The organism is Pararhodospirillum photometricum DSM 122 (assembly GCF_000284415.1).
Lineage (GTDB): Bacteria > Pseudomonadota > Alphaproteobacteria > Rhodospirillales > Rhodospirillaceae > Pararhodospirillum > Pararhodospirillum photometricum.
This window is the reverse complement of the sequence record NC_017059.1, coordinates 1,862,530-1,874,246: the sequence shown is the minus strand read 5'-3', so window position 1 is coordinate 1,874,246 and position 11,717 is coordinate 1,862,530. Positions and strand designations below refer to the sequence as shown.

Below are 11,717 nucleotides of genomic sequence, written 5' to 3'. Positions count from 1 at the left end.
GGAGGGGTCTGGGGAGGCAAGCCTCCCCAGCCTTCCTTTTTTTATGCCCGGTGAACCCCGGCCAAGAACCCTTCGACCGACTCTTTAAGCCCCTGGTTTTCGTGAGTCAGACAGCCCGTCGCCTGGAACACGCCGCGCGCCGCGCGCCCGGTCTCCTGGGCCGCCCGGGATACCTCGGCGATGGTCGAGGCCACGTCGGTGATGCCGGTCGCGGCCTGATCGACGTTGCGGGCAATCTCGGCGGTGGCCGCGCCTTGCTGCTCGATGCCGCCGGCCACCAGCATGGACAGTTCATCGACCCGGGTGATGGTGTCGGTGATCAGGGCGATGGCCGCCACGGCGTCGCGGGTTTCTTGCTGAATGGCGGCGATCTGGGTCGAGATCTCGTCGGTGGCCCGCCCGGTTTGGGTGGCCAGATTTTTGACCTCGCCCGCCACCACGGCGAAGCCCTTGCCGGCGTCGCCGGCCCGCGCCGCCTCGATGGTCGCGTTAAGGGCCAGCAGGTTGGTCTGGCTAGCGATGTCGTGGATCAGGGTCACGATTTCGCCGATGCGGTCGGCCGAGCCGGCCAGAGCGGCGATCTTGGCGTTGGTTTGCGTGGCGTTCTCGACGGCTTGGCGGGCCATGCCGGCGGTTTCGGCCACCTGCCGAGCGATCTCGCGAATGGAGGCGGTGAGTTCGGTGGCGGCGGCCGAGATGGTCTCGACATTGGCGCGGGCCTGTTCGGCGGCGGCGGCCACGCTTTGGCTCTGGCCCGAACTGGCCTCGGCGGCGGCGGTGAGGGTCTCGGCGTTGGTGGTGAGGGTGGTCACGGCCTGGGTCACGGTGGTGATCACGGCGCCGATGGTGTGCTCGAAGTCGTGGGTCAGGCCCTCCAGCCGCTCGCGCCGGGCCTCGCGCGCGGTTTGGGCTTGTTTTTCCCGGGCTTCCAGGGCGGCGCGGGCGATGGCGTTGTCCTTGAACACCTGAACCGCGCGCGCCATCATCCCCAGTTCGTCCTTTTGCCCGGTGCAGGGGATCGGGGTCTCGACGTCGGCGTTGGCAAGGGCGGTCATGGCGGTGGTGAGGGCGGCGACCGGCTGGGCCAGGGCCCGGGTCACGACCAGCCCCAGGGCCACGGTGACGGTCATGATCAAAAGCCCCACCCCGATGAGGTCGCGCAAAATGGCGCCGCGCAGGGCGGTCATGGCGGCCGAGGCCTGGGCAGCGGCGGCGCGCGACTGGCCCAGGACCTGGGTGCCTTGTTCCGCCATGGCGGGGAGGAGGGTGCCGAACAAGGCGGTGTTATGGGTGCCCCACTCCTGGGAGGCCCGCTCGTAGCGCCGGGCGGCGTCCTCCAGGCTCTTCATGAGGGCCTGCTCCTGCTCGCCCCGCGCCGTCTGCTTGAGAACCGAGAGTTTGCTCATCATCGAGGCAAAATCGACCCGAACCCGTTTTAAGGTGTCGGGGTTCTGGGTCAGCATGTAGGTCTTTTCGGTAGCGCGAATGCGATAGGAATACTCAAGTAAAACCGTTGCCTTGGCTGCGGTGCCGGGATCCGTTGTTTCCTTGAGGAAAGCTTTAACCAAAGAGGTCGTCGCCTCGCCCTCCTGGTCCAAGGTGGCGGTCAGACCGGCCAGCTTGTCGAGGGCGGCCACCCCCTGATCATAAAGACTGGCGTAAGCGGTCGTTGCGTCGCGCGCTCCTTGCACCGGCGCCCGGACACTGGCATCCCCGCTTTGGTCCAGGCGGTCTAAGGTGGCGAGAACCCCGGTAATCCCGGCCCGGGCTGCCGTCAACGCCCCCTGGGCCGCCGCCAGATTGGAGGCCTTAGCCCCGATCAGGTAGGTTTTTTCCTGCAAAATGGTTTCATAGGCTTGGCGCTCAACGTCGGTGACCAGGGTCAGGAGATCCAGTTTGGCCCCGATGCCCTGCAACCCCAGGGCAACGATCCCACACATCAGAATTGCTGTAAAAACGGACGCCACGACCAGGGCCATCGCCTTGGTCCGAATACGGAGATTTCTCATCCAGCCCATGGGGGACCACCGAGCCTTTGTAACGATCAAGAAACAACTGGAACAGTCCAGTCTTCAACCGTGGGGCATTGTGGGGAGGGGGCTGGGAAGGCGTCAATAAAAACCTGGGATTTCTTAAGGCTTATACAAAAAAGACCAGGAGTATGCCCGCCTGACCCTCCGAAGGGAGGTCCTCACACCTAGCAGGATCATGAGAGAACGATGATTAACCAAGACTACTGATGATTAAATCAGCTTCTTGCTTAAATAATAATCTTTCCCTTTAACGAACCGAGGGGTCTGGGGAGGCCGCGCCTCCCCAGCCTTCTGCCTTTCCTTCTCCCGAAGGAACACTCCCCTCCCGAGTCGCCACCCTCACACGCGGTCGGTCACCCCCGCCTCGGCAAAGGTCGCCATGCCGGCGTGACACTGGCAGGCCGCGCGCAGGATCGGCACCGCCAAGGTGCTCCCGCTCGCTTCGCCCAGCGCCATGTCCATGCGCACCAAAGGCTCGAAGCCCAGCTTGGCGACCAAAGCCTGATGCCCGGGCTCGCGCGAGACATGGCCGAGGACACAGTGGTCCAGGGCATCGGGAGCAAAGGCCTTGAGGCAAGCGGCGGCGGCGCAGCAAATGAAGCCATCCAGAACCACCGGCACACGGGCCAGACGCGCCGCCACCACGGAGCCGGCCATGGCCGCCAGTTCACGCCCGCCGAGGCGCCGCAGCAGGTCCAGACTGTCGGTCGCCGCCCCGGCATGCAGGGCCACACCCTCAGCCACCACGCGGATCTTGGTATCTAGAGCATGGCCAGCCACCCCGGTGCCGGGTCCGGTCCAGGTTTCGGCCGGGCCGCCGTAAAGGGCCATGGACAAGGCGGCGGCGCTGGTGGTGTTGGCAATGCCCATCTCGCCCGGGCACAGGCAATCCACGCCGTCGAGGGGCTCGGTGAAGCCGGCGTTGAACGCGGCGATGACCTCGTCTTCGTCCATGGCGGCGTCTTGGTGGAACGGCCGGGTCGGACGCTCCAACTCGATCGGCGTCACCTCCAAGGCGACCCCGCTCGCGATGCACAGTTGGTTTATGGCCGCGCCACCATTTTGGAAGTTCTTGACCATCTGCACCGTGACCTCGGGCGGATAGGCCGACACCCCCCACAAGGCCACGCCGTGATTGCCCGCGAACACGTGGGCGCGCGGCGTCTTCATGGTCGGCGGATGGCGGCCCTGCCAGCCCGCAAGCCAGAGCGCCAAGTCTTCCAGCCGCCCCAGCGAGCGCGGCGGCTTGGTCAGGGTCGGTTCGCGCGCAATCACGGCGGCCCGGGCGGTGTCATCGGGACCGGGCAGGGCGCGCAGCACGGCCCGAAGGTCATCAAGGGAGGAAAGGGGCTGGACTTTGTGAGACATGGACGGGTCCTGGACCTGGGAAAATTCGACAAAATCAGCGCCCCCCCTCCCCTGAAACGGGATGCGAGACGCTGGCCACACCGCCTTTGATCCGGTATCACCGTGGATGCGGGCGCGACCGCCCAGACATAGACAAACCTGTCGAGGATTGCATCCGTGAACAGCCAGCCTTCTTCCGCCCGGACGCCCTGGCTCACCCAGCGCAAGAACGAACTCGCCTGTGCCGTCAGTTTCCTGACCCGCCTGCCCCCCGCCCTCAAGGCGGAGCGTCCGGCGCTGGCCGCGTGCGTCTGGGCCTTCCCCGTCGCCGGAGCCCTGGTCGGCCTGATCGGCGGCGTGGTTCTAGCAGGCTCCCATGCCCTGGGCGCCCCCCCCTTGGTCGCCGGCTTCCTGGCCCTGGGCGCTATGGTGCTGGCCAGCGGTGCCCTTCATGAAGATGGCTTGAGCGATACCGCCGATGGCCTGGGCGGCGGCCGCGACCGCGAGCATGCCCTCACCATCATGCGTGACAGCCGCATCGGCGCCTACGGTGCGGCCACCTTGATCGTGGCCCTGGGGCTGCGCGCCGCCGCCCTCGCCGCCCTCGCCGCCACCCCTGTGGCCCTCCTGGCCCCGGTGGTCGGGGGCGCCATTGGTCGCGCCGGCGGCGCCCTCATGCTGGGGCTTTTGGGCCCGGCCCGCCCCGATGGCCTGGGTGCCGGCGCTGGCACCCCCGATCGCCGCGTCCTCGGGGCCGGCTTGGCCCTGACCGTACTCCTGGCCCTGGTCACGCTGCCCGTGCTGCCCGCCGTGGCCGCCCTGGCCCTGGCCGTCCTGCCGGTGCTGGCCGTGGCTCGGCTTGCCCAGCGCAAGGTGGGGGGCCATACCGGTGACATTATCGGCGCCGGCGCCCTGGGGGCCGAAATCACCGCCCTTGTGGTTCTGGCGGCCTGGGTGGGGAGCGTATCGTGACCCCCAAAGGGGTGCTCCCCTTGCGGCCCGCCAAGGCCGCCGAGGCGCCGGGCTCGGCCCAGGCCCCGGCGCCCCCCGGGATCACCCGCTGGTGGTGGGTCCGCCATGGTCCGGTGCCGGGCCTCAAGGGACGCATCCTCGGGCGCTCGGATGTGGCGTGCGATACCTCGGACCTTGATGCCTTGATCATCCTGGCCGATCGCCTGCCGCCGGGCGCCACCTTGCTGGTCAGCCCGCTCCTGCGCGCCCGCCAGACCGCCCAGGCCCTGGAAAACGCCGGCGCCTTGCTCCAGCCGGCCGAAGAGGAAGACGACCTGCGCGAACAAGACTTCGGTACCTGGGAGGGCCACGCCTGGACCGAGCTGATGACCCGCGAGCCCCCCGACCCGGCGGTCACCACCTTCTGGTCCGACCCAGCCCGCGAGGCGCCCCCGGAAGGCGAGAGCTTCGCCCAGGTCATGGCTCGGGTCGCCCACGTCGTCGAAACCTGGAGCGAGCGCATGGATGGCGGCGACGTGGTCGTGGTCGGCCATGCCGGCCCCATCCGCGCCGCCGTGGCCCAGGCCCTGGATCTCAGCCCCGCCGCCGCCTTGCGCCTGGGCATCGATCCCCTGTCGCTGACCCGCATCGACCGCCACGCCGGCCCGCCGCGCGGCTGGAGCGTCCAGTGCGTGAACGAGACTATTCCATGACGTCTTTCGACCCCGATCGCCCGGGGCCGCGCCTTTCCCTGGTCCTGGGCGGGGCGCGCTCGGGCAAGAGCGCCTTGGCCGAACGCCTGACCCTGGCCGCCGGCCCTCAGCCCCTGTATCTGGCCACCGCCCCGGCCCCTGACGGATCCGATCCCGAAATGGCGGCGCGCATCGCCACCCATCGCGCCCGGCGCGGTCCGGCGTGGACCACGGTGGAAGCCGGCGCCGGACTGGCCGAGGCCCTGCGCACCCATGCCCAGGATCCAACGCGGCCCGTGCTCGTCGATTGCCTGATCTTGTGGCTCAGTTCCCTGATGATGGCCGCCGCCGACCCCGACTGGGCCCAGCGCGACCAGCCGCCCTCCCCCCGCGAGGAAGCCGAGGGCGCACGGCGGGCCGAGGCGGTCGTCGCCCCGGCCCTGGCGGCCCTTGATGCCGCGCTGGCCGCTGCCCAGGCGCCGGTCGTTCTGGTCTCGGGCGAGGTGGGCCTGGGCATTGTGCCTATGGCGCCGCTCAGTCGTGCGTTTCGCGATGGCCTGGGCCTCGTCAACCAGCGCCTCGCCCAGCGGGCGGGGCGGGTGATCTTATGCGTGGCCGGGTTGCCCCTTGTGCTTAAGGAAGGCTGGGGAGGCGCGTCGGCCCGGGGTAACGCGGGGCTGTCGCCCGGGCCCCACCTGGGGCGATGCCCAGACCCCTTTTTCTTCTGTTCACTGGCCCCCTTCCCCTCCCCCTCTCTGAAAAGCACGCTTTTCAGAGAGGGGAGGGGAAGGGGGCCAATTAATAAAAAGAAAGCGGAGGTCTGGAGGCGTCAGCCTCCAGGCGGGGCCCGGGGCGGCAGCCCCGCATCGCCGAAGCGAAGCGCCCCCCTCGCGGTCTTATCCCTCCTGTTCGAGCTCGTCGATAAAGCCCTGGAGCACGCCAAGGCCGCGGCGCCAGAACGCGGGGTCGCTGGCGTCGAGCCCGAAGGGGGCGAGCAGCTCGCGGTGGCGCAAGGTGCCGCCGGCCGAGAGCATGTCGAGGTACTTAGCCTGGAAGTCCGGCACGTCGCCCTTTTGATAGGTGGCGTACAGGGCGTTGACCAAGCAATCCCCAAACGCATACGCGTAGACGTAGAACGGCGAATGGATGAAGTGGGGGATATACGACCAATAAACACGGTACTCTGGGTCGAAGCGGAAGGCGGGGCCGAGGCTTTCCTTTTGCACGTCGAGCCAGATTTCGCACAACCGCTCGGGCGACAATTCGCCGTCCTGGCGTTCGTGGTGCACTTTTTCTTCAAAGGTGTGAAAGGCGATTTGCCGCACCACGGTGTTGATCATGTCCTCGACCTTGGAGGCGAGCATGATGCGCCGACGACGCGGGTCGGTGGTGCCGTCGAGCAGAGCGCGGAAGGTCAGCATTTCGCCGAACACCGAGGCCGTCTCGGCCAGGGTCAAGGGGGTGTCGGACAGCAAGGTGCCTTGCTTGGCGGCCAGCAGCTGATGCACGCCGTGGCCCAGTTCATGGGCCAGGGTCATGACATCGCGAGTGCTGCCCATGAAGTTGACCAGCAAGTAAGGATGGGCCGAGGGCACGGTGGGATGGGCGAAGGCGCCGGGAGCCTTGCCCGGACGCACGCCGGCGTCGATCCAGGCGTTGTCAAAAAACCGCTGGCCCAGCGCCGCCAATTCGGGCGAAAAAGCGGCATAGGCGCCCAGGACGGTATCGCGCGCCGCGTCCCAGGTGTAGCGTGTTTGGTCGCTGTCGGGGAGCGGGGCGTTGCGATCCCAGTAGTCCAGGGTGTCCACGCCGAACCACTTCGCCTTCAAGCGGTAGTAGCGATGGGAGAGAACGGGATAACTTTCACGAACCGCTGTCACTAAAGCGTCAACAACCGTATCCTCCACCTTGTTGGAGAGGTTGCGAGAGGCCAGAGGATGGGGGTACCGACGCCACGTGTCCTCGACCCGCTTGTCGAGGGCAAGCGTGTTGGTGATGCGCGAAAACAGGCGAAGCTGGGCCTCCAGGGTTTCCCCGATGGCCTTGGCGGCCGAGCGCCGCCGCTCCCGGTCGGGGTCGGACAGGCGGTCGAACGCCTGAGGCGAGGTGAGGGTTTCGCCGTCCACGGCAAAGGAAAGGTGCGCGATGGTTTCGTCAAAAAGCCGCATCCAGGCGGACCGCCCGGCGACGTCCTTCTCGTTCAGCAGGCGCTCCATGTCGTCGGAGAGCTGATGGTCGCGAAACAAACGCAGATCCCGAATCCACGGCGCGTAGCGTCCCAGGGCTGGGTCCTGGAGGCGCTGGGCCAGGGTGTCCTCGTCGATCAGATTGAGATCCAGGGTAAAGAACAGCATCAAGCTGGAAATCCGCGTGCCGCGCTCGCTCATCGCCTGATGGAACTGGCCGATGGCGACATCGGTCATGTCGCCGGCGTGCAGCAGTTGGGCGTAGCTCAAGACGCGGTAGAGGCGTTCCGAAAGGGCTTCAAAGGCCTGCACGGCTTCGCCCAGCGCCGCGCCGTCCAAGGTCCCGACCTTTCCGAGGTAGCGCGTGCGGAAGGCCTCGGCGTCGTGCTCGATCGCGTCGAGGTCGGCACGCAGCCGCGGCGAGTCGGGTCCGTCGTAGAGATCCGAGAGATCCCAAGCGGGGAGGGCGGCAGGATCGGGCGCCGTCAAGGTCCCGTGCGTCATGAACAGCCTCTCTTCTGGCGTTTAAGGGTGCCCTGCAATATGGGGCGGCATTTGGAAACGGCAAAGAGTCGGTTTATCGTCCATGCTTAAAGAGGTTCGTAAGGGGGGAAAAAAACCGTGCCCAAGGAATGCACTGCGGTGGTCCGCCAGGAAAGCCATACCAGTCTCGTCGCCCTGTTTCTGGCCCAGGCGGCCCGATTCAAGGAGAAGCCGTTTTTGTGGTCGAAACGAGGCGGTGTTTACCGGCCATGGAGCTGGGCGTCGGTGCACGACCAGGTGGCGGCCCTGGCCAATGCCCTGATCGACCACGGCCTTAAGCCCGGCGATCGGGTGGTCTTGGCGTCGGAGAACCGGCCGGACTGGACCATTGCCGATCTGGCCATCCTGGCCGCCGGTGGGATTCCCACCCCGGCCTACGCGACCAATACCGAAGCGGATCACCTGCATATTCTCGACAACGTCGAGGCCGCCATGGCCATCGTCTCGACCCCGCTCGCCCGGCGCTTCTTGCCGGCGGCGGCGCGGGCTCGGCGCACGCCGCTGGTCGTGCTGATGGATCCGGCCGACGACGTGCCGCGCCCGGCCCACGTGCCCGTTGAGTCGTGGAATGCCCTGCTGGCCCAGGGTGAAGGGCGCGAGGTGCCCTCGACCGCCCACCGCATCCGGGCCAATGATCTCGCGGTGATCATCCACACCTCGGGCACCGGTGGCGCGCCCAAGGGGGTGATGTTGAGCCATCGGGCCATTTTGCATAACTGCATGGGGGCCCATGATCTTCTGGCGACCATCGGTTTGTCGCACGAAATTTTCCTGTCGTTCTTGCCGCTGTCCCACTCCTACGAGCACACCACGGGGCTGTTTTTCCCGATCTGCCTGGGGGCCGAGGTGTATTTTGCCGAAGGCGTGGAAACCCTGAGCGCCAACATGCTGGAGGCCCGGCCCACCATCATGACCGCCGTGCCGCGTCTCTATGAGATGATGCGCGCCCGGCTGCTGCGCCAGATCGAAAAAGAAGACGGTTTTAAATCAAAGTTGTTTTATCAGGCGGTCGAGCTGGGCTCCCGGCGCTTGCAAGATCCGGCCGGCCTGTCCTGGCGCGAGCGGATCACCGATGGCGCCTTGGATTATCTGGTTCGACGCAAGGTGTCCCAGCGCTTTGGCGGCCGGCTCAAGGCCATGGTCTCGGGCGGCGGCCCGCTGAGCCCCGAGGTTGGCCTGTTCTTCCGGGCGCTTGGCGTGCCGGTGCTTCAGGGCTATGGCCTGACCGAGGCGGCGCCGGTGGTGTCGTGCAACCTGCCGTGCCGCGTCAAGATCGGGTCGGTGGGGCCGGCGCTCAAGGATGTTGAGGTCCGCATTGGTCTCGATGGCGAGCTTCTGGTGCGCGGCCCCCTGGTCATGGACGGCTACTGGAACGATCCCGACGCCACCGCCCATGCCCTGGACGGCGAGGGCTGGCTCCATACCGGCGACGTGGGCGAGATCGATGCCGATGGCGACATCCGCATCACCGACCGCAAGAAGGATATCATCGTCAACTCGGGCGGCGACAACATCAGCCCGCAGCGCGTTGAGGGCATCTTGTCGCTGGAGCCGGAGATCGGCCAAGTGGTGGTGTTTGGCGATCGCATGCCCCATCTGGTCGCCCTGATCGTGCCCGATCGCGAGTTCTTGCTGCGCTGGTCGCGCGAGACCGGGCGCTCGGACGACCTGTCGCTGGCGGCCAACGATCCGGTGTTGCGCCTCGCCCTGGCTCGCGCCGTGGACCGGGCCAACGCCCGCCTCAGCCCCATCGAGCGGGTGCGGCGCTTTGCCTTGCTTCCCGAGCCGCCCAGCATCGACAACGCCCAGATGACGCCGACCATGAAGGCGCGCCGGCATATCATCCGCGAGACGTATGGCGATCTGATCGACAGCCTCTATAACGCGTCGGTGGCGGCCTGAGCGCCTCGCTGAGGGAAGCAGGGGAAGGCTGGGGAGGCGCGGCCTCCCCAGGCCCCTCGTTCTTTTGAGAGCCTATCTGTTTGGAGATGTTCCATGCCTTCCTGGCTTCCGTCGTGGTACCGCTTGGCTTGGCCGGTGATTTCCCGCCTTGATCCCGAAAAGGCGCACGGGCTGGCCTTGTCCGTGCTGAAAAGCGGCGTGCTCAATGGCGACACGCGGCGCGATCCCCCGATCCTGGCCAGCACGGTGTGGGGGCGCTCCTTCCCCAACCCGGTCGGGCTGGCTGCCGGTTTCGATAAGGATGGCGTGGCCGTGGGGCCGCTGTTTGGCCTGGGCTTTGGCTTCGTCGAGGTCGGGACGGTTACGCCCCGGCCCCAGCCCGGCAACCCGGCGCCTCGGCTGTTTCGCCTCGCCGAGGACAAGGCCCTCATCAACCGGATGGGCTTCAACAACCAGGGCATCGAGCGCCTGAGGGCCCGCTTGTCCCAGCCGCGCCGGCCTGGGATGGTCGGTGTCAACCTGGGCAAGAACAAGGACACCGAGGACGCGGCAGCCGATTATGAGCGGGGCATGGCCTGCCTCGCGCCCGTGGCCGGCTATGTCGTCATCAACGTGTCCTCGCCCAACACCCCGGGACTGCGGGCCCTCCAGGGGCGCGAGCCCTTGCAGGCTCTGGTGGGGCGGGCGCGGCGGGCCCTGGATCTGGCCTGCCCCGATCCGGCCAAGCGGCCGCCCTTGCTGCTCAAGATCGCGCCCGACCTGACCGACGACGATCTGGCCGACATCGCCGCCGTGGCCCGGGGCGATGGGACGGAGCCCGCCCCCCTCGACGGCCTGATCTGCACCAACACCACCTTGGCCCGGCCCGAGTTTCTCAAAAGCCCCCTCAAGGGTGAGGCGGGCGGCCTGTCCGGGGCCCCGCTCCAACGCTCGGCCCTGGACGTGCTGCGCCGGGTCTACTCCCTGACCGAGGGCCGCGTGCCCCTGATCGGTGTGGGCGGCATCACGACCGGCGCCGATGCCTATGCCCGCCTGCGGGCCGGAGCCAGCTTGGTTCAGGTCTACTCGGCCCTGATCTACGAGGGACCGGGCCTCGTGCGCCGGATCAAGGAGGACCTGATCGACTGCTTGAAAAAAGACGGCTTTACCTCGGTCGCCGAGGCCGTGGGGGCCGACCACCGATGACAGCCTTGCGCGTGCTGCCGGGCGTGGCCGCCTTGGCAGAGGAGTACGATGGGTTTTTGCTCGACCTCTGGGGGGTGGTCCACGATGGCGAACGGCCCTACGCCGGCGCCATTGAGACCCTGGAACACCTGCGCGCCTTGGGACGGCCCACGGTGCTGTTAAGCAACGCCCCTCGCCTGGGGGCGTCGGTGGTGCGGACCATGGAGGGCATGGGCATCGCCCGCGCCCTCTATACCAACGTGCTGACCTCGGGGGATGCGGTGCAGGCCGCCCTCCTGGAACGCCGCGACCCGGCCTTTGCCGCGCTGGGCGACGCTTGCGTCTTTATCGGCCCCGAGCGCGATCACGACATCCTGACCGGCACCGGGGTTACCCGCCGCGACGATCCGGCCGAGGCCAGCTTTGTGGTCTGCACCGGTCCGGTGGCCCTCGACGAAACCGAGGACGCCTACCGCGCCGTGCTGGAGGCCTGTGCGGCGCGCGGCCTGCCCATGGTCTGCGCCAACCCCGACCTTGCCGTGATGCGCGCCGGCCGGCGGGTCATGTGCGCCGGCGCCCTGGCCCGGGTCTACGAGGGCTTGGGCCAGTCGGTGATCTATCGTGGCAAGCCCGACCCCGCCGTGTTCTGGGCGGCGCGGGACCGCCTGGGCGGCGCGGCCCGGGTGGCCATGGTCGGCGATGGCCTGCACACCGATTTGCCCGGGGCTGCGGCTGCGGGGATTGATGCCGTGTTCGTGGCCGGGGGGCTCAACGCCGACGCCTTGGGGGTTCAGCATGGCGCTCTGGCCCCGGTCGAGAAGATTACGGCGTTGTTGGCCGGGGTTCGGCCGGGGCCGGTGGCGGTGATTCCGGCGTTTGTGTGGGGGTGAGGTTGCAAG

At 67.7% G+C, this 11,717-nt stretch carries 8 protein-coding genes and 1 pseudogene; 6 read left to right on the top strand and 3 right to left on the bottom strand.

Translation table 11 applies throughout. From position 1 onward, the window contains the following. Positions 1-41: 41 nt before the first annotated feature. Together RSPPHO_RS21510 and cobT are read right to left on the bottom strand one after the other, a co-directional pair. Positions 42-2,009: a methyl-accepting chemotaxis protein gene (locus tag RSPPHO_RS21510; RefSeq protein WP_162138091.1), complete on the bottom strand. Its 1,968-nt coding sequence runs from the start codon at positions 2,007-2,009 to the stop codon at positions 42-44. Positions 2,010-2,372: 363 nt separating this feature from the next. Then, complete coding sequence (gene cobT / locus RSPPHO_RS08300; protein WP_041794767.1) at positions 2,373-3,401, bottom strand: nicotinate-nucleotide--dimethylbenzimidazole phosphoribosyltransferase; 1,029 nt, start codon at positions 3,399-3,401, stop codon at positions 2,373-2,375. 156 nt (positions 3,402-3,557) lie between these two features. Here cobT and cobS point away from each other — a divergent pair, with 156 nt between their 5' ends. From cobS to cobU, 3 genes and pseudogenes are all read left to right on the top strand, one after another. After that, positions 3,558-4,352, top strand: a complete 795-nt coding sequence (gene cobS / locus RSPPHO_RS08295) for an adenosylcobinamide-GDP ribazoletransferase (protein ID WP_014414817.1) — start codon at positions 3,558-3,560, stop codon at positions 4,350-4,352. Beyond that, positions 4,349-5,044, top strand: a complete 696-nt coding sequence (locus tag RSPPHO_RS08290) for a histidine phosphatase family protein (RefSeq protein ID WP_014414816.1) — start codon at positions 4,349-4,351, stop codon at positions 5,042-5,044. The genes cobS and RSPPHO_RS08290 overlap by 4 nt, the downstream gene beginning before the upstream one ends. Further along, a pseudogene (gene cobU / locus RSPPHO_RS18865) lies at positions 5,041-5,652 on the top strand (bifunctional adenosylcobinamide kinase/adenosylcobinamide-phosphate guanylyltransferase); the annotation flags it as partial. The gene RSPPHO_RS08290 and the pseudogene cobU, both read left to right, overlap by 4 nt. Positions 5,653-5,919: 267 nt before the next feature. Here cobU and RSPPHO_RS08285 read toward each other — a convergent pair. Beyond that, positions 5,920-7,713 (bottom strand): M3 family oligoendopeptidase, encoded by a 1,794-nt coding sequence (locus RSPPHO_RS08285; protein WP_014414815.1) that lies wholly within the window; start codon positions 7,711-7,713, stop codon positions 5,920-5,922. Positions 7,714-7,830: 117 nt separating this feature from the next. Between RSPPHO_RS08285 and RSPPHO_RS08280 the strand changes: the two genes are divergently transcribed. The 3 genes from RSPPHO_RS08280 to RSPPHO_RS08270 all read left to right on the top strand — a co-directional run bounded on the left by RSPPHO_RS08280 (position 7,831) and on the right by RSPPHO_RS08270 (position 11,708). Continuing rightward, a complete protein-coding gene (locus RSPPHO_RS08280; RefSeq protein ID WP_014414814.1) occupies positions 7,831-9,654 on the top strand; it encodes an AMP-dependent synthetase/ligase in 1,824 nt (607 codons plus the stop codon). Positions 9,655-9,747: 93 nt separating this feature from the next. Next, entirely contained in the window at positions 9,748-10,839 is a 1,092-nt protein-coding gene (locus RSPPHO_RS08275) for a quinone-dependent dihydroorotate dehydrogenase (RefSeq protein ID WP_014414813.1), read from the top strand. After that, a complete protein-coding gene (locus tag RSPPHO_RS08270; protein ID WP_014414812.1) occupies positions 10,836-11,708 on the top strand; it encodes a TIGR01459 family HAD-type hydrolase in 873 nt (290 codons plus the stop codon). The genes RSPPHO_RS08275 and RSPPHO_RS08270 overlap by 4 nt, the downstream gene beginning before the upstream one ends. The last annotated feature ends 9 nt before the right edge of the window (positions 11,709-11,717 follow it).

What these genes read in the sequence shown, in the direction of transcription:
- RSPPHO_RS21510 (WP_162138091.1), bottom strand. Translation starts at nt 2,009, where the DNA reads ATGAGAAATCTCCGTATTCGGACCAAGGCGATGGCCCTGGTCGTGGCG.
- cobT (WP_041794767.1), bottom strand. Translation starts at nt 3,401, where the DNA reads ATGTCTCACAAAGTCCAGCCCCTTTCCTCCCTTGATGACCTTCGGGCC.
- RSPPHO_RS08285 (WP_014414815.1), bottom strand. Translation starts at nt 7,713, where the DNA reads ATGACGCACGGGACCTTGACGGCGCCCGATCCTGCCGCCCTCCCCGCT.
- RSPPHO_RS08275 (WP_014414813.1), top strand. Translation starts at nt 9,748, where the DNA reads ATGCCTTCCTGGCTTCCGTCGTGGTACCGCTTGGCTTGGCCGGTGATT.
- RSPPHO_RS08270 (WP_014414812.1), top strand. Translation starts at nt 10,836, where the DNA reads ATGACAGCCTTGCGCGTGCTGCCGGGCGTGGCCGCCTTGGCAGAGGAG.